The organism is Stutzerimonas decontaminans (genome assembly GCF_000661915.1).
Taxonomy (GTDB): domain Bacteria; phylum Pseudomonadota; class Gammaproteobacteria; order Pseudomonadales; family Pseudomonadaceae; genus Stutzerimonas; species Stutzerimonas decontaminans.
Map to the genome: position 1 here is coordinate 477327 of NZ_CP007509.1, position 25667 is coordinate 502993.

Consider the following 25667-nt stretch of genomic DNA (forward strand, 5'->3'; position numbering starts at 1 on the left):
TTTTCTTTTGCGTCGGCGAGGTCGATTGTTTGGCGCTTTGAGCGCAAGGCTTCGTTGGGCTATGGGTCGTGAGCGGCCTGAACTGTGGTGTGATGACGGTAATGAAGAATTTGCTGCGTGTTCCGACTGTTTTGTTGCTCGTCAGCATTGGCCTGACGGGCTGTATCGGCCTGCAGCCGGCACCGATGTATCGGCTCGACAGTGGTACGTCAGAGGTGCCGGAGCGTACCGACGGTGCCGCCGTGCTGCTGGCGCCGGTCGCCCTCGCCGATTACCTGCAGCGCGACGCGTTGCTCCAGCGGCTGGCTGATGGAAGCCTGGCTGCCAACGATCAGCAGGCGCGCTGGGCGGGCAGCCTGAAGGCTGACATCGAACAGCTGCTGCTGCGTCAACTGGCGTGGCGCCTGGATACCCAGAGCCTGGTGCTTGGCCCGCCTGATGAAGGCTTCGCGCCGGAGGTGCAGATCGAGTTGTCTATCACGCGCCTCGATTCCGGCCCAGAATACCCAGCAGTGCTTGAAGCGCAGTGGCGCCTGCGGGACAAGGCGGGCAAGCACCTAGGGAGCCGCCTGGTGCGTCTGCAGGAGGAGCACCAGGGTAGCGCCTCCGACCAGGTGCGTGCGCAGAGCATACTGCTGCAGCGCCTGAGCGAGATGGTTGCTGGTGCGGTCGAGCCTGCGTTGGTCGCCAAAAACCCAGCCAAACCCGCCCCGGCCAAGCCACAGACAAACCGCTCGGCCGAGGCGCCTGCACCGCGTATTCCGGCCGCCGAGCCGATCCGGACTGATATGGAAGTGTTCCGCTTCTAAGCCTGAGAGCGCCGCCGCTCCAACTAAAAAGCCCGATCAGTCAGTCTGATCGGGCTTTTTTGCTTTCTACCTCTACCTCTACCTCTACCTCTACCTCTACCTCTACCTCTACCTCTACCTCTACCTCTACCTGTTGCCGGGCGGGTAGGGTGGTTCTGAGAGCGACTCTGCCGCGCGGCAGCTGTCAGAGCGCTCGGCTACGCAGTTCGTGCATGCGCGCTAATTGGCGTTCCAGCAGCGATGGGTAAGGGTCGATCAGGCGTTCGACGCAGCATGCCCCTTCCGGGCTAGCGATCGGGCGAATGCGGGCGCGCTGCTGGATCAGTCGATCCTCGCTGATGCTGCGCTCGACCAGCAGCAGGTTGCGGCTGTGCAGCGACATATCCAGAGCCGTTTGGGCCGGCTCACTGAGCAGCAGGTCGCCTTGGCTCAGACCGTACAAGTGGTCGCCTTGAGTCAGAGCGAGCTGTAGCTGCAGGGTGATGCCGATGTCGGCAACGTCGATCTGCAAGGCATGGCCGAGGGCGCGCATCAGCTCGCCGCAGCAAATCGCGTGGGTCAGGTAGTTCTGCTCGTCGTCCTGACTATGAAACAGCATCAGACTACTGCCGTCGTTGAGCGTATGCAGTTCGGCTTGGTAGAGCGTGGCGGCCTGTTGCAGGCAGTCGCGATAACGCTGTAGCAACTCCGTCAGGCGCGGCCGCGGCAGCCGGCGCAACTGATCCTGGCCGCCGAGCTGGATGGCCAGTACCGCGCTGCGGGTTGGTTGCGGCGGCGTAGATGCCGGTTGCGCGGCCCGAGTGCTAGTGGACTGGGTCTCGAATGGCGCCTCGTCATCGAGCAACTCCAGATCGTCATCATCGATGGCGGCTGAAAAGCGTGGCGGGTGCTGCGGCTGATCGCCCAGTTCGATATCGAAGCGATCAGCTTGTCTCACCGAGGACGGCTCGCCGCTGTCGCGCTCGTCATCCTGGTCGAAGTAGTCGTCGTCGAGCGCATCGCTCAGATCCAGCTCCGGTTCAGGTTTCTCCGGCACCAGGCGGGCCTGCAGCTGACGAGCAAGATCACCGATCTCATCCTGGCGTCCGGCGCCCGGGGCGGGATCATCCGGGTCGCGCAGCCACAGGCGCAGCTGCATCAGCGGTGTCGCCAGCTGCCGCCCCAGCCGCAGGCTGAGGATCAGCGTCAGGGCCAGCAGGATCAGGCTGAGCAATCCCATGCTTTGCAGGCTGATGGTCATCGGCTGCTGGAATTGCTGCATGTCCAGGCTGACGCGCAGATGCCCTGCAATCACTTCCTGGAAGCTGATCGGCGTCGAGTAGAGGCCGTTGTCGTCACTCAGCAGACCATGCTGAGGGCGTGTGCCCGACTCGGCAAGCACGCGGTTGTCCACGCTGTAGATCGCCGCGTGGGCCACCAGCGGGTTCTTCACCAGATTGCTCAGCAGCACGTTGAGGCTGAGGATGTCGTTGGCCACCAGCAAGTCGGTGGCCGAAGCGGCTGTCTGGGTGACCAGACTCTGGCCCAGGGCATCGGCTTGCTGCTCCATGGCGTGCTTGAACTGCATGCCGATCACCCACGCATAGATGATCAGCGCCAGGGCGACCAGCAGCAGCGTATGGCTGGCAATCCGCAACACCAGCGGGACACGATGCTGGCGCACTGCGCGATAGACCATCAGGAAGAAATTGTCTGGCTTTACGGATGCGGGCCGGTTCACAGAGCGCGGCTCTTCTCGTCGGGAAATTGCCGAGCAGTATACGGAAAGCGCAGGGGGCGCTGAAGGTCTGCCGCTGCAAGCTGACGAATTGCGTCGAAACCATGGACGCTCGGCCGGATTGCGCCGCCGCGCCGGCTGCCCAGCGGCTTGATCAGCTGATGTAGAATGCCGGCCTTCATTGCCTGCCATGGGAGCTGCGCCTTGCGCGAAATCGTCCTGATCAACATCACCGGTGAAGACCGCCCGGGCCTGACCGCGGCCATCACCGGCGTGCTCGCCCAGGGGGGCGTGAACATTCTCGACATCGGCCAGGCAGTGATCCATGACACCCTGTCGTTTGGCATCCTGATCGAGATTCCGGATAACGAGCGGGCTTCATCGGTGCTCAAGGACGTATTGTTCATGGGCTACAAGCATGACCAGCAGGTGCGCTTCACCCCGGTGGCCGAGGCCGACTATCAGCATTGGGTGGCTGGGCAGGGCAAGCCCCGGCACATCGTTACGCTGCTGACACGCAAGGTCACTGCCGAGCAGTTGCAAAGGGTCAGTTCGATCACCGCCAAGTACGGGCTCAATATCGATCATATCGACCGCCTGTCCGGGCGCATGCCGCTGGACATGCCGGAGGAGCTGGGCAAGGGCTGCATCGAGTTTTCGGTGCGTGGTGAGCCGGCCGATACCGCAGCGCTGCGCGCCGAATTTCTCAGCGTGGCGCAGGAGCTCAATGTCGATATTGCCTTCCAGCGTGATTCGGTCTACCGGCGCAACCGTCGGCTGGCCGTGTTCGACATGGATTCGACACTGATCGAGGCCGAGGTGATCGACGAACTGGCCAAGGCCGCGGGCGTTGGCGAGCAGGTGTCCGAGATCACCGAGCGGGCGATGCGCGGCGAACTGGATTTCCGCGCCAGCTTCAAGGAGCGCCTGGCTTTGCTAGAGGGTTTGTCGGAAGACGTGCTTGCCGATATCGGCGCGAGCCTGCGTCTGACCGAAGGCGCCGAGGTGCTGTTCGCTGAGCTGAAACGTTTGGGTTACAAGACGGCGATCCTGTCCGGAGGCTTCAGCTACTTCGCCAAGCAGTTGCAGGCCAAGCTTGGCATTGACTATTTATTCGCCAACGAATTGCAGATCGAGAACGGCAAGGTGACCGGTGTGGCGGTGGAGCCCATCGTCGACGCGCAGCGCAAGGCTGATCTGTTGCGCCAGCTGGCCGAGCAGGAAGGCCTTTGCCTGGAGCAAACCATCGCTGTGGGCGACGGTGCCAATGATCTGCCCATGCTGGGTCTGGCAGGGCTGGGCGTTGCCTTCCGCGCCAAGCCGCTGGTCAAGCAGTCGGCGAAACAGGCGATCTCCACGCTGGGGCTGGACGGCATCCTTTATCTGCTGGGCTTTCGCGATCGCGAAGGCTCTGAGTAAGAGCAGAACGGCAAACTTCCGGAAAAGCGAAGCCCTGGGTCGACTACGGCCCAGGGCTTTTTACTTGTTGCCTAAAGCTTATGGCTTGAAACCGCGTCAGGGTTTGATTGCCACCTTCAGTACGCCATCGCGCTGGTTGGCGAACAGGTCGTAGGCATTGCTGATGTCATCCAGCGCATATTGGTGAGTGACCAGTGGGCCGAGATCGACGCGCCCGGACGCCACGACATTCAGCAGTCGGCGCATGCGCTCTTTGCCGCCGGGGCACAGCGAGGTGACGATCTTGTTGTCGCCCAGGCCTGCATGGAAAGCGCCGAGCGGAATGGTCAGGTCGCTGGAGTAGACGCCCAGGCTGGACAGGGTCCCGCCCGGCTTGAGCGCGCGCAGCGCCTGCTCGAAGGTGGTCTGAGTGCCCAGCGCTTCGATGGCGGCATCGACGCCGCGGCCACCGGTCAGTTTCATGATCTCGTCGACGACGTCGACGTTGCGGAAGTTGAGCGTCACGTCGGCGCCCATCTTGCGGGCGATGTCCAGCCGTGCATCGACACCGTCCACGGCGATGATGGTGCCGGCGCCGCGCAGCTTGGCCCCAGCGGTGGCACAGAGGCCGATGGGGCCTTGGGCGAAGATCACCACGATGTCGCCGATCTTGATATTGGCGGCTTCGGCACCGGCGAAGCCGGTGGACATGATGTCGGGGCACATCAGCACCTGCTCGTCGGTCAGGCCGTCCGGTACTGGTGCCAGGTTGGCCTGGGCGTCCGGGACCAGGACGTACTCGGCCTGGGTGCCGTCGATGGTGTTGCCGAAGCGCCAGCCGCCCATGGGTTTGTAGCCGTGGCATGAGCAACCGCCATCTTGAGAGGGCAGGCCATCCTGGCAGGCGTAGGAGGTGAAGCTCGGACAGATCGCGCCGGCAATCACGCGCTGGCCTTCCTGATAGCCCTTGACGTTGCTGCCAAGCTTCTCGATGACGCCGACCGGCTCATGGCCGATGGTCAGCCCCGCGGCGACCGGATATTCACCCTTAAGGATGTGCACGTCGGTGCCGCAGATCGTGGTCGTCGTGATGCGCAGCAGGGCATCGTTAGGTCCGATCTCGGGGATGGGCTTGTCCTGCAGCTCGATGCGGCCCGGTTCAACGAACACGGCGGCTTTCATCATGGCCATGGTGCGACTCCTCTTGGATTTGAAGGCGTCCGAACACTCTAGCCCAGCGGCACGACCGATGGATGACCGCGGTCAAGCTGCAGTTGATTAACGCGGGGGAGCGGGCATGCCATGGGCAGGGCTCAGGCGAGCCCCGCCGCGAGGTCACTCCTCATCGGAGGAGAAGTCGTAGTCCATCGACTGGCTAGGGCCCTGCAGGTAGTGGCCCTGGATGTAGCTGACGCCCGCCTGCCAGAGGGTGGCAAGCACAGTGGCGCTTTCGACGAAGGGCACGATGCTCTGCTTCTGCTGCGCGTGCAGATCGGCGAGCAGCGTCTTCAACGCTTCCTGGTTTTCCTGGCGGGTAAGATCCTGGGTATAAGAGCCATCGACCTTGATGAAGCCGGCTTCCAGATGCTTGAGCGTGTTGAAGGGGTTAAGCACGCAGCCGAACTGGGCCAGGGCTATATGGCAGCCGAGAGCTGCCAGTCCCTGCGTCAGTGCCTTGGCCTGCCTCAGATACGCAACGGCATCGGCTTCACCGAGCTCGAACACCAGAGAGTCTCCGGGAAGGCGCGAGGCTTTCAGTACCACGCCGAGCCACGGCAACAGGCTGGGGTCCTGCAGGCTGGCGGCGGAAAGGTGCAGGAACAGGCGCGTGCGATGCCCTTTGGTGCGGTGCTCGGCCAGCAGCTTGATGGAGTTGAGGATCACCCAGCGATCAATCTTGGTGGACAGGCCGACATCCGCGGCGGTGCTGAGAAACTCGTTCGGCGGCACCTCCGCTCCCTGCGGGTCAAGCAAGCGCAGGAGGACTTCATAGTGTTCGAAGCTGTCGCCGCGCAGGCTGATGATCGGCTGGAACAGCAGGCGGAAGCTGTTGTTTTCCAGCGCCTGCTTGAGCATCGCGGCGATATCGCCGCGGTTAGCTGCCGCGGCCAGCTCGTCTGCCGGATCGTAGATCTTCAGCGCATTGCCGTCGCTCAGTTCATCGGCGCAGCGGTGTGCACGTTCGATGGCGTCCTGGGCCTTGGCGGTCTTTTCGTCCAGCCCGGCAACGCCGATGCTGAAGGTGGTCTGCACCGTGCGCCCACCGACATCGAGTAGATGGCCTTCCACCTTGCTCAGCAATTTGCGCAGCTCCGGCTCGGTCTGCAGGGGAACGACTCCCGGTTGTAATGCAGTGAAGACGTCGTCGGCGAAGCGAGCCAGCTGAGTTTCGACGGGGAAATGCCCACGCAGCAAGGTGGCCAGCTGACTGAGCAGTTGGTCGGAATCGGTCAGGCCTATATCGGCCTGCAACGCAGCGAACCGGTCGACACGAATATAGGCAAGGCTGGCCGCCTGACCGGCGTTGACCGCGCGCTCCACTGCGGCGTCCATCACGTCGAGGAAACTGTTGCGGTTAAGCAGGCCGGTCACCGGGTCCTGAGTGCTGATTTCGCGCAGCTTCTGCAGTTCTGCGCTGTCGTTCTCGGCCCGTATGACCACCTGAATACAGGGCTCGCCATCGTAGGCGGCGGGGGAGAAGTGCATGCGCATCTTGAGCGTTTCGCCATCGGCCCTAACACCGCCACAGGCGAGTTCGGCACTACCCTCAAGGGTCTGGTAATTCTTCAGGAACGCCTTGAAGGTACTCTGATCGCTGCCGCTGATCAGGTCGATCATCGGCATGCCCTCCAGGTCTTCCACATCCTCGTAGCCGAACAGTTCGAGATAGGCTCGGTTGGCATAGATATGCATGCCATCGTGAACGTAGGCAATCGCGTCCACAGAACTGTCGAGCAGTAGCTGGCAGCGTTTTTCCGCTTCGCGCAGGGCTACTTCCGCCGAGCGGCGCGCCCGGCGCTCCTCAAGGTTGGCCAGTTCGCGATTGGCCACCAGCAGCAGCCATTCATCCTCGCCCTGCGGCAGCGCATCCTGCGCGCCGAGCATCAGCGCTTCGGTGATCGCTTCGGCATCATTAGCGGCGGTGAGCTGAATGATCGGGATGTCCTTGGCCTGCCGGCGAATGGCGCTGATCGCTTCGCTGGGGTCAAGATTTTCACTCTGCGGTGCATTGATCAGCAGATCCCAGGTCTGTTTCAGGGCTTCAGCCAGATCGTCACTGGAGGTGAGACGATGCACTCGGGTCGCCTGTCCGGCATTGCGGAAGAGACTGACCAGACGCTCGGCTTCGTTCTGCGAGTCTTCGAGGATCAGCAGGCGGATAGTTTTCTTTTGCAGGGCCATGGCAACAGCTTAAGTGCGCGCTGGAATGGCGCGGGCAGGCAAGAATGCGAGAGTCGGCAATCTACAGCGACTTCCAGAGCGAGTCAAAATCTTCATCCGTGCTCGCCGTGTGGCCTTTCCAGCCTGTGACCGGGGTCTCTCGCTCTGTTGAAACCTGGCCGACGGTGCGGTATTCGAACTGGTTGTAGTTGCCCATGCTTACCCGTCGACGGTCCAGTACGGCGCGCTGTTCCTCGCCGTTACGGTTGATCTGCACCTTGTGACCTTCCTGGAACGGCAGGCGCGGGGCGATCAGCATCGCCGGCTGGGATATCGCTGCGATCTCCGGCAGCAGTAGGGCCCGGAGGTATTCGCTGCCCTGGTCGACTTTGCGCAGCAGGCGCAGGCCGCATGGCTGCGCCTGGGGTGCGATCAGCTCGACGCCCATCTGCGTGCTGCCACCTCGCACCTGGCGAATCCAGCGCACCACGGCAATGCTCCAGCTCTGCGCACCGCCTTCGCGCAGTCCCAGCAGCTCGCCGGTCTGCAACTGGCTTGGCACTTCACCATCCCATGCCAGGCAGTACCCGCCTGGACTGTGGTCCACCAGCTGGATCTGATAGGTGGGATAGCTTTCCGTTGTGGCCGGTCGCTTGCTCGGCTGGCTGGCGGCTGCGCTGGTGTGGGTGGCCGGCGCTGCGCGCGGCAGGTTGGGCCTGACGAACTCGATGTGGTCGTGGGTCGGCAATGGTTCGCCGCTACCACTTTGCGCATCGAATGCATTAGCCCAGACGTCCGCTGCGCCATTGTGCAGTTTGAACACGGCGCAATTGGAACTGTGCGGCAGTTCGAGCACCTCGTTGAACGGGCGCTGACCGGCAAGCTGATAGTGCAATGCGGTCATCCCTATGCACAGGGTCAACGTGCCTTGTGCCGGAATGCGCTGGAAGGTGCGTTCGGAAATGTCGCCCCAGGCTGAGCTCAGATGGCGCAGCAGGTCGTCGTCCAAGCCCGTCGCGGCGGGCAGGCGAGTGAGCTGACGGTTCTCGGCTGCCAGACGCAGGTGTTCCTCGATGACCTGCACCAGCATCGTGGTATCGATGCCGAGTAGGTTGTGCTGCTCGCGGGCCGGAAACAGTGATCGGTAGCGTGGTGGCCCGTCGACCGCCGGCGAGAACAGGAACAGGCTGCTTGGAGCGCTGGCCGTCCGGATGTGTGCCATCGCGCTCCAGGCTTCCAGCGCAGCAGCCAGCTTGACGATGCTCTGCTGGCGCATCTGGTTGCAGCGGGCGCAGCCGAGCAGCAGCGATGTCAGATAGCTTTGTTCCGCGCTCAATCCCTGGGCGTGGCGCGCCAGCGGATCGCGGATCAGAAGACGCTCGGTTCCCTGTTCGACCGCCAGCTGATAGAGCTGGTGCAGCTCGAGCCACAGGCCCGGAGCGGCTGGGCTATAGAGCTGGGTAGAGCGGATCAGCAGATCACCCAGGCTGTGGATGGCTCGTTGCAGGGCGACGGAGAGCAACTGCTGGCGGTCGCGCTCGGGCTGGGAGACTACCCGTACGACGATCAGCTTGTAGCCGACCGCGAGATGGTTTTGCAGCGCCTGGCAGAGCCCGGCGACTTTGCGTGGTCGCTCGCTGAGGACGATGGGCTGGTTGACGTAGTGCTTTTCCAGCTGAGTGCAGACGAAGTGCACGTCTGGTCGCAGCAGCTCCAGCAGCTGCAGGCGCGTTTCCGATGCGACGCGCAGCTGGTTGAGCTCAATCAGCGCCTGATAGAGCTGTCGGGCGGTTTCGCCGATGTTGGCCTTGGGCAAACCGGCTAACCAGCCCGTTATCCCGCGAATGCTGGCGTCGCAGAAGGACAGGCTCTGCCGAGTCGGTGCGGGCGCGCGCAACAGCAGATGATGGCTCTGTCTATCCAAAACGGGAGGGCTCCGCGGTGGCTCATGGCATAGGTAAATGTGAACTCTATCAATATCTGCCGCGCAGGGCAGGACTAAATGATGGCTCGATGATGCTACCCGACGTTCGGCACCCGTTAATGCCGAATTGTCGCGCCCGCCTCCTTATTTCACCTCGGTCGGCTCGGTTGGATCGATTGGCTCGACCAGCTCGGCGACTGTGCTAGTGCCAGCTTGCCCCAGTGCTTCGCCCATGCTTACCGGACTCAGCGGCCCCAACTGTTCGGCCCAGCGCACCTGGTCCGGCCCGAACAAAAGGATCACGGTCGAGCCCAACTTGAAGCGGCCCATCTCGGCGCCCTTCTCCAGGTGAATGGGCGCACGCGCCGCTTCGTCATAGCGGAAACTCTTGAGGGTGCGCTTGGGAGGGGTGACCAGGCCGGCCCAGACGGTTTCGATGCTGGCGACGATCATTGCGCCGACCAGCACCATGGCCATGGGGCCGTGCTCGGTATCGAACAGGCAGACCACCCGCTCATTGCGTGCGAACAATTCCGGCACGCCCTGCGCGGTGACGGTGTTGACGGAGAAGATCCGCCCCGGCACGTAGACCATTTCGCGCAACGTACCGCTGACCGGCATATGCACGCGGTGGTAGTCCTTGGGCGAGAGATAGACAGTGGCGAAGGCGCCGCCCATGAACGGTGCGGCACGTTCATGATCGCCGCCGAGCAGTTCCATGGCGCTGAAACTGTGCCCCTTGGCTTGGAAGATGCGGCCCTGCTCGATTCGGCCCAGCTGGCTGATCGCGCCGTCGCAGGGGTTGAGGATGGCGCCGGGCGTGGAGTCCAGCGGGCGAGCCCCATCCTTCAACGCGCGGGTGAAGAAGGCATTGAAGTGCTCATAGGCAGTGGGCTCTTCGGTCTGCGCTTCGCGCATGTCGACCTGGAAGTGACGGACGAACCATTTGATGAAGGTGTTCTTCACCCACGGCAGCCGGCATTCGGCCAGGCAGCCGGCGAGACGGGAAATCAGATGATGGGGCAGCACGTACTGGCTGATGACGAACAGACGATCTTTCATGTTTGACCTTTTCATTGCTGTACCGGGGTGTCAGGCAGGTTGCCCCATTCGGCCCAGGAGCCGGCATAGCCTTTGATACGCGGATAGCCCAGTGCCTTGCCCAGAAGGTAGGTGAGGCCGGAGCGATGGTGGGTTTGGCAGTGGGTGATGATTTCCTTGTCTGGCGTGATGCCCAGCGCCAGCAAGCATTCGGCGATGTCTTCGCGGATGCGCAGTGCGCGGGTCGGATCCATCGCAGCGGTCCACTCGAAATTGATTGCACCGGGAATGTGGCCGCCGCGCGCCGCGAAGAGTTTCTCGCCGCGATATTCGGCCGGCGAACGCGCGTCCCAGATCACCAGATCCTCGGCGCCGAGACGGCTTTCGATATAGCCGCGGGTTGCCGTGGGCGCATCGTCGAGCGTCAGGCTCGGTGAGCCTGACGCTGCCTCTGGCGCTTCCTGGGTTACCGGGCGTGCCTCGCTCAGCCAGGCATGCAGTCCGCCGTTGAGGTAGTGATAGCGGTGATGGCCGATCACGTCGAGCAGCCAGATGAAACGGCCGGCCCAGCCGCCGCCTTCGTCGTCGTACACCACGTAGACGGCGTCGGCCCGATGGCCCAGTGCGCCGAACAGTCGCTCCAGTTGCGCCAGCTCTGGGAGCAGTCCGGGCGCCGGTGGTTGACCGAGTTGCGTCTGTTTGGGATCGACGAAGCGAGCGCCAGGCAGGTGGCCTTCGGCGTAACGGGAAGCACTGGTCAAGTCGACCAGGATCAGCTCGGGCGCGTCCAGGCGCGTGGCGAGGTCGGCGGGCTCGATCACCAGCGGCAGGTTGGAAAAGACAGACACGGCAGGCCTCGACTAGTCGTAGAAGAGGCGAAGTCTAGCGAAAAAGCTCAGGCCCCGCGCCTGCTGAAGATACTCAACGCCCGTTCGATGCACTGCGATGTTTTAGCGAATGTTTGCAGCGCAGCATCGGAAATCGCCGCTCCGTTCTGATCGGCAACGATCAGCATCAGCACGCGGCCGTCAATGCCCAGTGAGCGCAGCAGCAGATGTTCCCCGGCGAACAGGATCTTCAGCGCGCCGGGCAGCAACGCGGAGAACTGCGCCATGTTGGCCGGTTGCAGGCGCAACTGCGCTGGCTTCTCCAGTAGCCGCCGCAGGATCTGGCTCTGTTCCGCGGCCAGGGTCAGTCGCGCGGCATCGCCCGGCAGGCCAACGCACTGCTGGGCGACGAGGCGGTTCTGCTTGCGGTCGACCAGCATGATCAGTGAGCGCTGCATGCCGGCGCAGGCCATGGCCTGGCTGGCGCTGGCGGTCAGCTGCAGCACGTTGCTGAACGGCGTTGGCTCGCTGAGCAGGCGACGGCAGTGTTCGCGCCATTCGGCCAGCTCAGCCTCGTTGGGCTGGGGTGCTGCGCGCAGGGCCTGGAAGCGGCTATCGGAGGGCCACAGCAGGCCCTGGGCTGGGTGCCAGAGATCGGTAGGGCCAAATGCGCGGGCGCTGATCACGGCTTGCTGGTGAACCATCTGTTGCAATTCACCCAGCGAAACCTGCAGATACAAGCCTGCCAGGCGCTGCCAGCGCAGGCTGTGCACGCCCCCCCAGCTGTGGTGCGAAGACAGTGCCAAGCCGTTGGCCAGGACGATGGTATTGCTCGGCAGCGTCACCCAGCGCCGCAGCTCGGGATCGGCATCGAGCATCTGCTGCTGGTGCAGAGGATGTTCGTTGTCGCGGGCGATATGCAGTGCCTTGATCAGCATGCGTCGATCGCCGCTGAGCAGGCGATAGCCCTGGATGACCCAATCCGGCAGGCGCCAGTGTTCGGCCAGTTTAAGGCACAGCTCCAGCAGCGAAACGCCGAGCAGCTCGCGCTCGACTCGACTGGCCGGTTCGCCCTTGACCAACACCCGTTGCTCCCAGCTATCCAGCAGATGCGGATAAGCGCCGACCAGCGCCCAGACGGGTGCGAGAAACAGCAGGCTACCCCAGTGGATGTCCTGCCACAGCCGTGCGAGGCGGGCGGCGAACAGCCCGTTGGCTTGCTGGCTGGCGTGGCGACTGATCAGGACCAGTTGCCGCAGCGGCTGCGGCATGTCGGCGGGCTCCATGGCCGGAATGCGGGCCAGCAGCGTTTCTGCGCGCGTAAGCCCGATCCGGCTGAGCGCGACCTCCAGGCTTTCGGCCGGCTGGCCGTCGCCGATGCCACGGTTGGCTTCCTGAATGAAGCGTAGCGCCAGCACCGGGCTGTCCTGGATCAGCTCGGCGATCTGGCGCATCGACTTGCTGCTGTCGCGCAGCGCCAGTCGCACCTTGCCGTGAACCGAGGCAAACGCGGGCAGTGGGGCATCGTCGAGGGCTTTGATCCAGGCGGGTATGGTGCGGGGCAGCGGAGGTGTGGTGGTCATGGCCGAACTAGCTTTTCATCGGGATGGCCTTTAGTCTGGCGCAAAAGTTCCGATAACCAGAACAATTCTTCCAACATTCCTTTCGCAGGGCCGTCTGGCGGCGATTCGGGGCGCCTGTTTGCCCTTGATTCGACGGCTCGTAACCAGGTTTTAGACGTACCTCCTATGGTCAAAATAATCGGAATTATCGTCGTCTTCGCCAGCGTGCTGGGCGGGTTCGTGCTTTCTGGCGGCAAGATCGGCGCGCTTATCCATCCCTTCGAGGTGATGATCATCGGCGGTGCGGCGCTGGGTGGTTTTCTGCAGGCCAACCCCGCCAGCACCACCATGCTGGTGTTCAAAAAGTCGCTGAAGATGTTCAGCACACGCTTCACCCACACCTATTACCTGGAAGTGCTCAGCCTGCTTTACGCGATCCTCAACAAGAGCCGTCGTGAAGGCATGATGGCGATCGAAGCCGACCTGGAAGATCCGGCCGCTAGCCCACTGTTCAGCAAGTACCCAGGCTTTCTGCAGGACGAGCGTATGACCGCCTTCACCTGTGATTACCTGCGCATCATGTCCTCCGGCAACATGGCGCCGCACGAGCTCGAAGGTCTGTTCGACATGGAGCTCAACAGCCTGAAGGAAGAGCTCGATCATCCCGCCCACGCGGTCAGCAAGGTGGCGGACGGCCTGCCGGCGATGGGTATCGTCGCGGCGGTGCTGGGTATCGTCATCACCATGTCGATCCTCGCCGAAGCCGATAACGCCATGATCGGCTACAAGGTCGGCTCGGCCCTGGTTGGTACCTTCCTCGGCATTCTCGCGTCCTACGGTTTCTTCGGGCCGCTGGCCGCGGCGCTGGAACACGACGCCAAGGAAGAGCTGAATGTCTACGAGGCGATCAAGGCGACGCTGGTCGCTTCGGCATCCGGCATGCCACCAACGCTTGCCGTCGAATTCGGGCGCAAGGTCCTTTACCCGGCGCATCGCCCGAGCTTTGCCGAGCTCGAGCAAGCCATGCGCGGCAGCTAAAGGCCCGCCATGGACAACACTCAACCGATCATCGTCAAGCGGGTCAAGAAGGTCGCGGGCGGCCACCATGGTGGCGCTTGGAAGATCGCCTTCGCCGACTTCGCCACCGCGATGATGGCGTTCTTCCTGGTGATGTGGCTGATGAGCTCAGCCACACCAGAACAGAAGAAACTCATTTCCGGCTATTTCCAGGATCCGATCGGCTTCACCGAGAGTGCCAGTCCGCATGTGATCGATCTGGGCGGTACGCCGACGCCGTCGCCGGACCGCACGCTGAATCCGGAGCTGGAGCCGGCCCAGAGCGAAGCGCAGATCGACAGCAGTCAGGTGGAAACCTTCGCCGAGCAGCTGGAGCGCGAGCGCCTCGAGCTGCTGCTGCAGGAGCTGCAGAACAAGGTTGACGAGAATCCCGAGTTGCAGAAGTTCAAGGACCAGATCCTCTTCGAGATCACTCAGGATGGTCTGCGCATCCAGATCATGGATGCCGAGAATCGGCCGATGTTCGCCCTTGGCAGCGCCCAATTGCAGCCGTACTTCGAGGACATCCTGCTGGCGCTGGTCGACACCATCGCTGCGGTGCCGAACAAGATCAGTATCAGCGGCCACACCGATGCCAAACCGTATTCGGGGCGCGGTGATTTCGGTAACTGGGAGCTTTCATCGGGCCGTGCCAACGCCGCGCGCCGCACGCTGGTAACCGGTGGCTATCCGGAAGAGCAGATCGCACGGGTGGTTGGTTACGCCTCGTCGGCGCTGTTCGACCGCAACGACCCGTTCAACCCGGTCAACCGCCGCATCGACATCCTGGTGCTGACCAAAAAAGCGCAGCGCTCCATCGAAGGCGAACAGTCTGACGCAGCGGAGGCGCCGCCGGCCGAGAGTGCCGCACCTGCCGTGCAGGAGCCGCTGCAGGCACCCCAGTTACGTGAGCGGCTGAACATCTTCGAGGATGGCGTGCTGCAGTTCAGTCAGCCCGACGCTCGCTGAGCGCCGGACTCAGTAGTCTGGGTCGGGCAGGCTGCTCAGGATGTGCCGGTAACTGCTCATGCGTTGCGGCTGGATGTGCCCGTCTTCCAGCGCCTTGAGCAGGGCGCAACCGGGTTCGCGATCGTGCTTGCAGTCGCGGAAGCGGCAACGCCCTAGCAGATCCTGGAATTCGATGAAGCCCGCTTCCACGTCGGCGCGACTGACATGGCCGAGGCCGAATTCGCGGATGCCGGGGGAGTCGATCAGCTCGCCGCCGCCGGGGAAGTGGAACAGGCGCGCGGTGGTGGTGGTATGGGTGCCCTTGCCGGTCATTTCCGATAGCGCACCGACCCGCGTGTCGACGCCCGGCAGCAGACTGTTGACCAGCGAAGACTTGCCCACCCCAGACTGCCCGACGAAGACGCTGACGTGCCCGTCGAGGCGCGCCTTGAGTGCGCCCATGCCGCCACCACCATGGGCCGAGACTTCCAGCAGCGGGTAGTTCAGCTGCCGATAGACCTCCAGCAGGCGATTCAGCGCGGCCTCGTTCTGTTCGTCGATCAGGTCGACCTTGTTCAATAGCAGCAACGGCGTGATGCCGGCATGCTCGGCGGCGACCAGATAGCGGTCGATCAGATTGGCGTGTGGCTCGGGTAGCGGCGCGAAGACGATGACGATCAGATCGACGTTCGCCGCGACTGGCTTGAGTTGGCCGCGGGTGTCCGGGCGGCAGAGTTCCGAACTCCGCGGCAGCTGCGCGACGATGACGCCAATCCCCTGGTTGCCAGGGCGCCAGACCACGCGATCACCAGTGACCAGCGCCGGCAGGTTGGCACGCAGGTGGCAGCGGAAAACCTGCCCGCTCTGTTCGCCTTCCAGTGCCTCGACCTCGACCTGCACGCCAAAATGCGCGATCACCAGTCCGGTCTGTTCCGGGCCGAGATCGCCGCCCTCGAGCTCTTCGAGGGCGCGGTTTTCACGGCGGGCAGCACGGGCAGCGCGTTCTTCCTGGATCTTCTCGATGCGCCAGTTCTGCCGGCGGTTGAGTTGGCGTTTGGCCATGAATTCGGTTGTCTCTGAGGTTGGTGAGCGAGTCTAGCACGCTGCAACCTGACGGCTTCCGCCTGTGGCGTCGAAGCGGGGGGGTTAGACTGGTACCCCGCTACCTGTCGATTGCCGGTCATGCCTGCCTCTTTTTTTACTCGCCTGCCCATCCTCCGTGCGCTGCTGGCGCAGCTGTTAGCGCTGTTGGCGGTCTGGCTGTTGTTGCTCGGCCTGGCCGGCACCTTTGGAATGCGCCCGAGCCTTGTCGCCGCCGCCTTGGCGCAGGGTTGTCTGGCGGCACTGATTGGAGCCCGGCTCGGGTTGTCGGTCTGGTGGCTGGCGATCAATCTGATGTTCGTTCCGGGGCTGGTGCTGTTGCGTGATCTCGACGTACCGGGCTGGTTGCCGCTGGGCGCGTTCACGTTGCTGTTGCTGTTGAACTGGAATGCTTTCACCGAGCGCGTACCGCTCTATCTGACTGGCCGCGAAGCCGAGCGCCAGTTGCGCAACCGGCTGACCGAGCTGCCGGCGGATTTTCGCTTTATCGATCTGGGTAGCGGTTTGGCTGGCAGCTTGTCGCGCCTGGCGCGCGACTTTCCGGCGGCACAGTTCATCGGCGTGGAAACCGCGCCGCTGACCTTCGCGCTGTCCTGGCTGCGCTGTCTGCCGCGGCGCAACTGCCATATCCGCCTGCTCAGCCTGTGGCGGGTCGATCTTGCTGACTACGACGTGGTCTATTGCTTCCTCTCGCCGGCACCAATGCCGGCTCTGTGGGAGAAGGCCTGCACCGAGATGCGCCCCGGTGCGTTGCTGATCAGCAACAGTTTCGCAGTGCCAGGGGTCGAGCCGGTCGAAGTACAGGAGCTGGGGGACTGGCGTCGCTCGCGGCTGCTGGTCTGGTACCCCGGTGGCGCGACACCTGACGGCACCGACACGAGCGGCTAAACTGCGCCGCACAGCCAAGGAGCCCGCCATGCAGAACCCGCAGAACCTGATCTGGATCGACCTGGAAATGACCGGCCTGGACCCGGACACCGACGTCATCATCGAGATGGCGACCATCGTCACCGACAGCCAGCTCAACGTGCTTGCCGAGGGGCCGGTGATCGCGGTGCACCAGAGCGATGAAACGCTGGCGCGCATGGATGAGTGGAACACCCGTCAGCATGGCGGTTCGGGCCTGACCCAGCGCGTGCGTGAGAGCAAGATTTCCACCGCCGAGGCCGAGCAGGCGACGCTAGCGTTCCTTGAACAGTGGGTGCCCAAGGGCAAGTCGCCGATCTGCGGCAACAGCATCTGCCAGGACCGGCGCTTTCTCTATCGGCAGATGCCGGCGCTGGAAGCCTTTTTCCACTACCGCAACCTGGACGTATCGACGCTCAAGGAGCTGGCGGCACGCTGGGCGCCGCAGATCATGGAAGGCTTCAAGAAAAGCGGCACACACTTGGCGCTCGACGACATTCGTGACTCCATCGCCGAGCTGCGCCATTACCGCGAGCATTTCATCAAAGTCTGAAAGGCGGCGTTAACGCCTGACGCGCTTGCGGATCGGCCGGTGGATCACGCTTCACCGATTCTTCCGGCCGAGGCGGGTGGATGTAAAAAGCGACATCCACCCTACGTCACTGATGAGCAGCGCAAGGACGGCACCGTAGCGTCGCTCATCCTGCGGTCAAACGGCGCCTGCCGGGCGCCGCAAGTCATTTCCCCAGCTTGCGCAACTCGTCCGATTCGACGATACGCACCCCGTCGCCTTCTTCCAGCGCCAGCCGCCACAGCGCCCGGGCCAGGGTGCAGGTTTCGATGCCGTGGTATTTGCCCGGCAGCAACTGCGACAGCGGCGCCGCGATGCGCTCGCTCAGCCGCGGCTCCAGGCGCGGCCCGATCAGCTGCGAGGGGCGGGCGATGGTCAGCTGCGGCCAGTCCTGCTGCTGCAGTGCCGCTTCCATCTCGCCTTTGACCTTGAGGTAGAAGATCGAGCTGTCCGGATTGGCCCCCAGCGAGCTGATCACCAGCAGGTGGCGGGCGCCCATCTCCTTCGCCCGGCGGGCGAATGCCAATACCAGGTCGTGGTCGATGGCGCGGAACGCTTCCTGGCCACCGGCCTGCTTGAGCGTGCTGCCCAGGCAGCAGAAGGCCGTGTCGATCTCGCCGCTCAGCGTTGGCAGCAACGTCAGCAGCTCTCCGACCGGGTTTTCCAGGCGCTGATGGGCCGCCAGCGGTCTGCGCGTGGGTGCCAGCACGCGCTCTACGGTGGGCTCGTTGAGTAGTCGATCGAGCAGGTGCTCGCCAGTGAGTCCGGTGGCGCCAGCAAGCAAAATGCGCTGGGGCGTCAAATACATGGTCTTGCTCCTGTGGCGATCATTGGGTGGCACGCTGCTGCCGCAGCTCCTGCCAGCGTTGGACGACCGGTTCCGGTGCCCACAATTGCGGTTCCGATGCCTGATAGTCGTCGGCCTGCTCGCGTTCGGCAACCTTTGCTGCGGCCAGCGTGAAGGCCTGCACGATATCGTCGGTTTCCTGCAGCGCTTCGGCGAACAGCGCGCGGCCGAAGTAGGTGAAATCGCTTTGCTCGGAGCAGCCGAAGGACACGCGATCAGCGCGCGCAGCGGTCATGATCAGCGTGTGCTCGTTTTTCAGCGGTTCAATGAAACCGCCGGAATAGCAGGCAGAGACCACCAGCACGGTTTTGCGCCCGGCGAGCGGTGCAAGCAGTTGCGCGAGGTCGGCCGCGGATAGGTCGTCCAGCGAAAGGCGCGGTTGGTTCAGCACCAGCTCGTGCTCGGCCGAACCGTGGCTGGTGAAGTAGAGAAAGATCAGATCCTCCTCGCCGCTGCGTTCGGCAAGCGCGCGAACTGCCCGTGTCAGGTTTTCCCGGGTCGCCAGCGGGCGGTCGGCCAGATGGTCACGATGGTTGATCAGGCTGAGCTGGCCGTGAGCGGCGTAACGCTCGGCGAGTAGTCGCTGCACGTAGTTGGCCTCGCGCATGAACACGCTCTGGCGGCCGTCGCCGGCAACCGTAAGCGTGTAAAGCTCCTGGGCTGAGCTGGAGGGCGGAAGTGTTTCGATGGCGTTCTCGAGCAGAGTGCCCTGGTCAAGCAGGGCGATTTCGAGCGGGTCCGGCAGGGCGCGCCCTTGCTCGTCGCGCACGCGTCTGTCGTTGCGCCAGATACCGCGAAGCGTGGTGCCGTCAGTCTGGGTCAGTACGCCATCACCGTCGAAATGTCCGTGGCGGAAACCACCGGTATAGAAGCTGCCATCGACGCGATCAAGGCGGCCCTGACCGTGGTAGCGCCAGCTGCGGAACTGACCGCTGTAACGGCTCCCGTCGTCAGCGACATGCGTGCCGGTGCCGCTCAGTTCGCCGTGGACGAAGGTGCCGCTCCAGACGTTGCCCTCGCTGTCTTCGTAGCGGCCCTGGCCATGGAACTGGTCGTTCTCGAACTGTCCGCTGTAACGCTCGCCCTGGGTTGTCACGAAGCTGCCTTCGCCATTTAGGCTGCCGGCGCTGAAATCGCCGCTGAGCTGGCCATCGGCATCGTTGCGTGTGCCGGGACCATCCGGCTGGCCTTTGCGGAACTGGCCGTGATGACTGAAGCCGTCGGCATATTCCAGGCTGCCCTGGCCATGGTAGAGGTTGTCGCGGAACTCGCCTTCATAGACGGTGCCGTCCTGGCTGAAACGGCCATGGCCGTGCATGCGGCCATCTTGGAATTCGCCTTCGTAGACGCCGCCCTCGGCATAGCTGAAGCGGCCGAGGCCGTCGAACAGGCCGTGCCTGAACTCGCCCTCGTAGCGATCGCCGGTCGCGCTGTGCCAGGTGCCCAGACCGTGCCATTGGCCGTCCTTGAACTGGCCGAGGTAATAGCTGCCGTTGGGATAATCGATGCGACCGCTGCCCTGCAGCAGGCCGTCGACGATCTCGCCGCGATAGCGGCCGCCGTCTGGCAGTACCGCGTTGGCGGGCGTCAGAGGTTCGCCTTCACCGCAGGCGGTGAGCAGGCCGATCAGAACGAAGGGAAGAAAACGCAGCATGCGGACATCCGCTCAGGCGAGACGACCGCAGTATGCCGCAAACCCGGCGGGCTGCGACAACTGCGCAGGTGCGGTGGTCAGAGGATGCACAGGGCCAGGGTTTCGGCGATGTAGGCCGGTTTCTCCGAGCCTTCGATCTCCATCACCGCGCGCGCCTTGAGCAGCCATTGACCTGGGTTCTTCTCGTAGGCGTCGATCAGTGTCAGCCCCAGGCGCACCCGCGAGCCCACGCGTACCGGCTGGATGAAGCGCAGGCTGTCCAGGCCGTAGTTGACGCCCATTCGGGTCCCTTCCGGCACCACCAGCAGGTCGCCGGAGAGCATCGGTAGCAGCGATAGCGAAAGAAAGCCATGGGCGATGGTGCCGCCGAAGGGCGTCTGCGCGGCTTTGTCGGCATCGATGTGGATGAACTGGTGATCGCCGGTGCAGTCGGCGAACTGGTTGACCCGCTCCTGGTCGATGGTCAGCCAATCGGAATGGCCTAGTTCCTTGCCGATGTAATTCTTGAGTTGGGCGACGGATACCTGTGGCATGTGTCCTCCTGATTGTTCTTGTATTGCTGCAGCGATGTGCAGTTGGATTGAGAGGGACGGCGTCGGGCCCGAGGCGATCGGAGGGCTGTGGCGCCGTTTACCGGTCTAGATCAGCACGAGCAGGGATGCCGGCAAACCAGCATCGGCACCGCGAATGACCCGCCATAGCGCAGCGCGGGCGCCTAGTGGCGTTGGCCCTTATACTGTCGCAATTTTCCAGGAGACTCCCATGCTGCTCAGAGGTCTGACCTGGCTGGTCGCGTTCCAGTTGCTCGGCACCGTGCTCAACGTGCTGTTCCTGCCCATGCTGCCGGGCCCGATCATTGGCCTGGTGCTGCTGTTTGCCGGCCTGCTGGCGCGCGGCCGCGCCAGCGAATCGCTGCAGCTGGCCGCCAGCAGCCTGTTGCGCTACCTGCCGCTCTTGCTGGTACCCCCTGCGGTAGGGGTGATGGCCTATACCGAGGCCATTCTTGACGACTTCTGGGCCATCGTCGGCGTGCTGGTGATCTCGCTGCTGGTTTCGCTGGTCTTCACCGGTTGGCTGATGCAGGCGCTGATCCGTCGCAAGCAGCGCCGCAAGGAGGCCGCATGATGGAATTGAACTGGTATGCAGCCTGGCAGGCGCTGATCCATCATCCATTGTTCGGTGTGGGCATCACCCTGGCGGTGTTCCAGCTGGCTTTCGCGGCGTACGAAAAAACGCGCTGGGTGTTCCTGCAGCCAGTACTGGTGTCGATGACGATGATCGTCGGCATCCTCCTGCTGTGTGGCATCGACTATGACGAATACCGCATCAGCGCGCAGTGGCTGACGCTCCTGCTGGGGCCGGCCACCGTGGCCCTGGCCGTGCCGCTGTATCTGAACCTGCGGCGGATTCGTGAGCTGTTCGCGCCGATCGTGATCACGCTGCTGGTCGCCGGCGTGTTTGCCACGGCACTGGGCATGGCGCTGGCCTGGCTGTTCGGCGCCGACCGGATGATCCTCATGACCCTGGCGCCGAAGTCGGTCACCTCGCCGATTGCCATGCTGGTGGCCGAGCAGATCGGCGGCGTAGTGGCCCTGGCTGCGGTGTTCGTGATGATCACTGGCGTGCTCGGCGCGATTATCGGTCCGGAACTGTTGCGCCGCTTTGGCGTTCAGCATCCTGCGGCCCGCGGCATTGCGCTCGGGCTGACCGCTCACGCCGTGGGCACCGCGCAGGCGCTGCAGGAAAGCGACGAATGCGGGGCCTTCGCGGCGTTGGCCATGAGCCTGATGGGGGTGATGACCGCGGTGCTGTTGCCGCTGGTGGTGGCCCTGTTGCTGTGATGGAGTTCGCATGAGATTGCCGTTGTTCCCGCTGGATACCGTGCTGTTCCCCGGTTGCGTCCTTGACTTGCAGCTTTTCGAGGCACGCTATCTCGATATGGTCAGTCAATGCCTCAAGGCCGGGCACGGCTTTGGCGTAGTGCATATTCTCGCGGGTAGCGAAGTCGGCGCCGCGCCGGCGTCCTTTGCCCGCGTGGGATGCGAGGCGCTGATCCGCGACTGGCAGCAACTGCCCAACGGCTTGCTGGGGATTCGCGTGGAAGGCGGGCGCCGCTTCGATGTGCAGTCGTCCGAGGTGCTGCGCGACCAGCTGACCGTGGCCGAGGTTGCCTGGCGCAGCGAGCCCGACCCGCAGCCACTGGCCGAGCAACACGCCGACCTGATCGTGCTGCTCGCGGCGCTCGGTCAGCACCCGATGGTGAAAACCCTGGGTCTGGGCGGCGCGGTGAGCGATCAGGCATCCCTGGCCAGTCAATTGGCCTACCTGTTGCCATTCGATGCCCGGCAGAAGATCGAACTGCTCGGTGTAGACGAGCCGGCGTTGCAGCTCGAGCAGATTCAAAGCCTGCTCGAGCAATTGCAGGATGGGGCGTAGCCCGGCGAGATCGCGGTCCGACGCTTGGCGATCACTGATACCGATACATTTGCATCGCCGTCGGTAAGGCCCAGACGCTGAACGCGCCGAGCAGACCCAGGCAGGCCGGCAGAATCAGCCACCAGACTCTTGGTGCCATCGCTGTCAGTGGGCTGCGCCACTGCATCAGGGCCAGGCTGGCCGCACAGATGCTCGCGGCGAGCAGCGCGCCCGCCGTGACATCGGTGGTCCAGTGCACTCCCAGATATACCCGTGAGAGAGCGATTGCCGTGGCCGGCAGGCTGGCCAGCACCAGCCAGGCGAGTCGCAGGCGCGGAGGCTGGCCACGACCGGCGAGCACGCCGAGCGTCAGAAAGAAGGCGAACGCCGCTGAGCTGTGCCCGCTGGGAAAGCTGTAGCTGCTCAGCGGCTCCATCAGCACCTCGGGGCGGACGCGGGCGAAGGTGGCCTTCAGTGCGCCATTGGCCAGTGCCGTGCCCAGCAGCGTGAGGATGGCGAACACTGCTGCTCGCCATTGACGGGCAGCCAGAAGCAGCAAGCACAGCAATACCGCGGCCCACAGTTGGGTGTGGAAGTCTCCGGCGCGGGTGATCACCACCATGATGCGGTCGAAGGTGGCGCTGCGCTCACCCTGGATGACCGCTAGCAGGCCTTCGTCGAGCTCCTTCAGGTGGTGCCAGCCAAAAAACAGCCCGAGCAGGATGGCGACGCTGAGCCCGGCCGACAGCGCGCTCACCCAGCGCATCTGCCTAAGGCTGCCGAATACTGTCGCGCCAATGAGAATCAGCAGGGCGCCGACCACCACCGCTGCCTCGCTCCAGAAGCCCTCTTGCAGCGGCAGACGCATGGCGGCTCCGGCGCTCCAGCCAGGCAGCAGATAGGCCATGGACCAGCCGGCTGCGGCGCACAGGCTGACCAGCAGGAAGCGCCCGAATGGCATGTCGAGCATGCCGGCCGTCATCGGCAGCATGGGCCGCAATGGGCCGATGAAGCGGCCCACCAGCAGGCTGGCCACACCGTAACGCTGAAAATAATGCTCCGCGCGCAACAGCCACTCTGGGTGATCGCGCAGACCGCGCAAGCTGCGAATGCCCTGGTGATAGCGCCGGCCGAGCGCGTAGGACAGCAGGTCGCCGATGAGTCCGCCGATAAAGCCCAGCAGCAGCGTTTGCCCCAGGGTCAGTACGCCGCTGCCGGCCAACACGGCAATGGCGAAGACCATGACGGTGCCCGGAATGATCAGCCCGACCACGGCCAGGCATTCCATGCAGGCGACGATGACCAGCGCCAGGCCCAACCATTGGGGGTTGGCGGCGAGCCACTGGGTGAGGGTTTCGAGCCATTGGCCCATGCGCAGTTCCTTGAATCGAGAACGCCTTTCGACCCGACGAAAGGGCGGTGGGTTTCCTTGGCGAGGATAACTCCGCTACAGCGGTGTGAGGCGCGGTCGCGTTCGCTCTCGGCAGACTGGCATTCGATGCCTTTCGCCCGGCGCCGCTGTGCGTGGGCGCCTGGGGTAGCTATAATCAGCCGCTTTCCCTTCAGTCAGGCCAGCTAGATCCATGACCGAGTCCGTACTCGATTACATGACCCGCCTGGGCCGCGCCGCGCGCGAGGCCTCGCGGGTGCTTGCGCGCGCCAGCACGGCGCAGAAGAACCGGGCCCTGCAGGCTGCTGCTGCCGCGCTCGACGCCGCCCGCGATGAGCTGGTAGCGGCCAATGAGCTGGACCTGGCCGGCGGTCGCGCCAATGGCCTGGATGCCGCCATGCTCGACCGCCTGGCGCTGACGCCCAAGGTGATCGACGGCATGATTGAAGGGCTGCGCCAGGTCGCCACCTTGCCGGACCCGATCGGCGCGATTCGCGACATGCGCTATATGCCGTCCGGCATTCAGGTCGGCAAGATGCGCGTGCCGTTGGGCGTGGTCGGCATCATCTACGAGTCGCGGCCGAACGTAACCATCGATGCCGCCAGCCTGTGCCTGAAATCGGGCAACGCGACCATCCTGCGTGGCGGATCGGAAGCCATTAATTCCAACCAGGCGATTGCCCGCTGTATCCAGCTCGGCCTGGCCGAGGCCGGACTGCCGGCAGCTGCCGTGCAGGTCGTGGAAACCACTGACCGGGCCGCGGTCGGTGCGTTGATCAGCATGCCTGAATTCGTCGATGTGATCGTGCCGCGCGGCGGCAAGGGCCTGATCGAGCGCATCAGTCGCGACGCGCGCGTGCCGGTGATCAAGCATCTGGACGGCATCTGTCATGTCTATATCGACGTGGCAGCAGACGTCGACAAGGCCATCCGCATCGCCGACAACGCCAAGACCCAGCGCTTCGCGCCGTGCAACACCATGGAAACGCTGCTGGTGCATCCAGGCATCGCCGAGCAGGTGCTGCCGCCGCTTGCTGCGATCTACCGTGAGAAGGGCGTCGAGTTGCGTGGCTGCCCGCGTACCCGCGCCCTGCTTGGCAAAGAGGTGCTGGAGGCGAGCGAAGAAGACTGGTCCACCGAGTACAACGCGCCGATCCTGTCGATTCGCCTGGTCGACTCGCTGGATGCGGCCATCGAGCACATCAATCGCTACGGCTCGCAACATACCGATGCAATCGTTACCGAGAATTTCAGCGATGCCCGGCGCTTCCTCACCGAAGTGGATTCGGCATCGGTGATGATCAACGCCTCGACGCGTTTCGCCGATGGCTTCGAATACGGCCTGGGCGCTGAGATCGGCATTTCCACCGACAAGCTTCACGCCCGCGGGCCGGTCGGCCTGGAAGGGCTGACCAGCGAGAAGTATGTGGTGTTCGGCGACGGCCACGTCCGTACCTGATGAGCCAAGGCAGCGGCGCCCGGCGCATCGGCATTCTCGGCGGCACCTTCGATCCGGTACATATCGGTCACCTGCGCGGCGCGCTGGAAGTGGCCGAGATGTTCGGCCTCGACGAGCTGCGGCTGATACCCAATGCACGGCCGCCGCACCGTGACACCCCCAATTGCTCGGCGCAGGATCGCCTGGCAATGGTCCGCCTGGCCGTGCAGGATCTGCCACCGCTTTGTGTGGATGCGCGCGAGCTGGAGCGGGAGAAACCGTCCTACACCATCGATACGCTGATATCGCTGCGCGCCGAATTGGGCGAGGATGACCAGCTGTTGCTGGTGGTGGGGTGGGATGCCTTCTGCGGGCTGCCCACCTGGCATCGCTGGGAGGAGCTGCTCGATTACTGCCATATCCTCGTACTGCAGCGGCCGGACGCCGGCAGCGAGGCGCCGCAGGCACTGCGCGATCTGCTTGCCGCGCGCAGCGTGTCCGATCCCCAGGCGCTTAGCGGGGGCAGCGGGCAGATTGCCTTCGTCTGGCAGACACCGTTGGAGGTGTCCGCCACACAGATTCGCCAATTGCTGGCCAGTGGCAAGTCGGTCCGATTCCTGGTTCCCGATGCCGTACTGGCTTATATCAACGCGCACGGACTGTACCGGGCGTCGAACTGAGG

Annotated in this window: 23 protein-coding genes; 11 read left to right on the forward strand and 12 right to left on the reverse strand. The window is 63.8% G+C overall.

The window, feature by feature from the left end; genetic code table 11:
- Nucleotides 1–101 precede the first annotated feature (101 nt).
- Entirely contained in the window at nucleotides 102–809 is a 708-nt protein-coding gene (locus tag UIB01_RS02155; RefSeq protein WP_038656440.1) for a PqiC family protein, read from the forward strand.
- A gap of 184 nt (nucleotides 810–993) precedes the next feature.
- Here UIB01_RS02155 and UIB01_RS02160 read toward each other — a convergent pair whose 3' ends face one another.
- A complete protein-coding gene (locus tag UIB01_RS02160) occupies nucleotides 994–2529 on the reverse strand; it encodes an AhpA/YtjB family protein (protein WP_038656442.1) in 1536 nt (511 codons plus the stop codon).
- Between the two features lie 201 nt (nucleotides 2530–2730).
- Here UIB01_RS02160 and serB point away from each other — a divergent pair, with 201 nt between their 5' ends.
- Nucleotides 2731–3945: a phosphoserine phosphatase SerB gene (gene serB / locus UIB01_RS02170; protein WP_038665322.1), complete on the forward strand. Its 1215-nt coding sequence runs from the start codon at nucleotides 2731–2733 to the stop codon at nucleotides 3943–3945.
- A gap of 96 nt (nucleotides 3946–4041) precedes the next feature.
- On the opposite strand, the gene UIB01_RS02175 is transcribed toward serB, so the two are convergent.
- The 6 genes from UIB01_RS02175 to UIB01_RS02200 all read right to left on the reverse strand — a co-directional run bounded on the left by UIB01_RS02175 (nucleotide 4042) and on the right by UIB01_RS02200 (nucleotide 12680).
- Entirely contained in the window at nucleotides 4042–5115 is a 1074-nt protein-coding gene (locus tag UIB01_RS02175) for an NAD(P)-dependent alcohol dehydrogenase (RefSeq protein ID WP_038656445.1), read from the reverse strand.
- A gap of 144 nt (nucleotides 5116–5259) precedes the next feature.
- Nucleotides 5260–7326 (reverse strand): GGDEF/EAL domain-containing response regulator, encoded by a 2067-nt coding sequence (locus UIB01_RS02180; RefSeq protein ID WP_038656447.1) that lies wholly within the window; start codon nucleotides 7324–7326, stop codon nucleotides 5260–5262.
- Nucleotides 7327–7387: 61 nt separating this feature from the next.
- On the reverse strand, nucleotides 7388–9229 hold the full coding sequence (locus UIB01_RS02185; RefSeq protein ID WP_038656449.1) for a cyclic-di-GMP receptor FimW-related protein: 1842 nt from the start codon (nucleotides 9227–9229) through the stop codon (nucleotides 7388–7390).
- Between the two features lie 144 nt (nucleotides 9230–9373).
- Nucleotides 9374–10291, reverse strand: a complete 918-nt coding sequence (gene asd, locus UIB01_RS02190) for an archaetidylserine decarboxylase (protein ID WP_038656451.1) — start codon at nucleotides 10289–10291, stop codon at nucleotides 9374–9376.
- Between the two features lie 11 nt (nucleotides 10292–10302).
- A complete protein-coding gene (locus tag UIB01_RS02195; protein WP_038656453.1) occupies nucleotides 10303–11118 on the reverse strand; it encodes a rhodanese-like domain-containing protein in 816 nt (271 codons plus the stop codon).
- A 47-nt stretch (nucleotides 11119–11165) separates the two neighbouring features.
- On the reverse strand, nucleotides 11166–12680 hold the full coding sequence (locus tag UIB01_RS02200) for an HDOD domain-containing protein (RefSeq protein ID WP_038656455.1): 1515 nt from the start codon (nucleotides 12678–12680) through the stop codon (nucleotides 11166–11168).
- Between the two features lie 165 nt (nucleotides 12681–12845).
- Between UIB01_RS02200 and motA the strand changes: the two genes are divergently transcribed.
- Entirely contained in the window at nucleotides 12846–13697 is an 852-nt protein-coding gene (motA, locus tag UIB01_RS02205; RefSeq protein ID WP_038656457.1) for a flagellar motor stator protein MotA, read from the forward strand.
- Nucleotides 13698–13706: 9 nt separating this feature from the next.
- Nucleotides 13707–14684 carry a flagellar motor protein MotB gene (motB, locus tag UIB01_RS02210; protein WP_038656458.1) on the forward strand — a complete coding sequence of 326 codons (978 nt, stop codon included), beginning with the start codon at nucleotides 13707–13709 and terminating at the stop codon, nucleotides 14682–14684.
- Nucleotides 14685–14693: 9 nt separating this feature from the next.
- On the opposite strand, the gene rsgA is transcribed toward motB, so the two are convergent.
- Complete coding sequence (gene rsgA, locus UIB01_RS02215) at nucleotides 14694–15725, reverse strand: small ribosomal subunit biogenesis GTPase RsgA (RefSeq protein ID WP_038656460.1); 1032 nt, start codon at nucleotides 15723–15725, stop codon at nucleotides 14694–14696.
- A gap of 120 nt (nucleotides 15726–15845) precedes the next feature.
- On the opposite strand from rsgA, the gene UIB01_RS02220 reads away from it, so the two are divergent.
- Together UIB01_RS02220 and orn are read left to right on the forward strand one after the other, a co-directional pair.
- Complete coding sequence (locus tag UIB01_RS02220; RefSeq protein WP_038656462.1) at nucleotides 15846–16652, forward strand: class I SAM-dependent methyltransferase; 807 nt, start codon at nucleotides 15846–15848, stop codon at nucleotides 16650–16652.
- A gap of 28 nt (nucleotides 16653–16680) precedes the next feature.
- The gene (orn, locus tag UIB01_RS02225) at nucleotides 16681–17223 is read left to right on the forward strand and encodes an oligoribonuclease (protein ID WP_038656464.1); all 543 of its coding nucleotides are present in this window, start codon (nucleotides 16681–16683) and stop codon (nucleotides 17221–17223) included.
- Nucleotides 17224–17407: 184 nt separating this feature from the next.
- Here the strand turns inward: orn and UIB01_RS02230 are convergent, their stop codons facing one another.
- From UIB01_RS02230 to UIB01_RS02240, 3 genes are all read right to left on the reverse strand, one after another.
- Nucleotides 17408–18049 carry an oxidoreductase gene (locus UIB01_RS02230; RefSeq protein WP_038656466.1) on the reverse strand — a complete coding sequence of 214 codons (642 nt, stop codon included), beginning with the start codon at nucleotides 18047–18049 and terminating at the stop codon, nucleotides 17408–17410.
- A gap of 19 nt (nucleotides 18050–18068) precedes the next feature.
- A complete protein-coding gene (locus tag UIB01_RS02235) occupies nucleotides 18069–19742 on the reverse strand; it encodes a C13 family peptidase (RefSeq protein ID WP_038656468.1) in 1674 nt (557 codons plus the stop codon).
- Between the two features lie 77 nt (nucleotides 19743–19819).
- Nucleotides 19820–20275 carry a MaoC family dehydratase gene (locus UIB01_RS02240; protein ID WP_038656470.1) on the reverse strand — a complete coding sequence of 152 codons (456 nt, stop codon included), beginning with the start codon at nucleotides 20273–20275 and terminating at the stop codon, nucleotides 19820–19822.
- A gap of 229 nt (nucleotides 20276–20504) precedes the next feature.
- Between UIB01_RS02240 and UIB01_RS02245 the strand changes: the two genes are divergently transcribed.
- Genes UIB01_RS02245 through UIB01_RS02255 form a run of 3 tightly spaced genes read left to right on the forward strand, consistent with a single transcriptional unit; the run spans nucleotide 20505 to nucleotide 22178 of the window.
- Nucleotides 20505–20867 carry a CidA/LrgA family protein gene (locus UIB01_RS02245; RefSeq protein ID WP_038656472.1) on the forward strand — a complete coding sequence of 121 codons (363 nt, stop codon included), beginning with the start codon at nucleotides 20505–20507 and terminating at the stop codon, nucleotides 20865–20867.
- Nucleotides 20864–21583, forward strand: a complete 720-nt coding sequence (locus UIB01_RS02250; RefSeq protein WP_080695037.1) for an LrgB family protein — start codon at nucleotides 20864–20866, stop codon at nucleotides 21581–21583. Before UIB01_RS02245 ends, UIB01_RS02250 begins: the two co-directional genes overlap by 4 nt.
- A gap of 10 nt (nucleotides 21584–21593) precedes the next feature.
- Nucleotides 21594–22178 carry an LON peptidase substrate-binding domain-containing protein gene (locus tag UIB01_RS02255; RefSeq protein ID WP_038656476.1) on the forward strand — a complete coding sequence of 195 codons (585 nt, stop codon included), beginning with the start codon at nucleotides 21594–21596 and terminating at the stop codon, nucleotides 22176–22178.
- Between the two features lie 31 nt (nucleotides 22179–22209).
- Here UIB01_RS02255 and UIB01_RS02260 read toward each other — a convergent pair whose 3' ends face one another.
- A complete protein-coding gene (locus UIB01_RS02260) occupies nucleotides 22210–23529 on the reverse strand; it encodes a bifunctional DedA family/phosphatase PAP2 family protein (RefSeq protein WP_038656478.1) in 1320 nt (439 codons plus the stop codon).
- Nucleotides 23530–23740: 211 nt separating this feature from the next.
- Here UIB01_RS02260 and UIB01_RS02265 point away from each other — a divergent pair, with 211 nt between their 5' ends.
- Together UIB01_RS02265 and nadD are read left to right on the forward strand one after the other, a co-directional pair.
- Nucleotides 23741–25006, forward strand: a complete 1266-nt coding sequence (locus UIB01_RS02265) for a glutamate-5-semialdehyde dehydrogenase (RefSeq protein WP_038656480.1) — start codon at nucleotides 23741–23743, stop codon at nucleotides 25004–25006.
- Nucleotides 25006–25665, forward strand: a complete 660-nt coding sequence (nadD, locus tag UIB01_RS02270) for a nicotinate-nucleotide adenylyltransferase (RefSeq protein WP_038656482.1) — start codon at nucleotides 25006–25008, stop codon at nucleotides 25663–25665. Before UIB01_RS02265 ends, nadD begins: the two co-directional genes overlap by 1 nt.
- Nucleotides 25666–25667 lie beyond the last annotated feature (2 nt).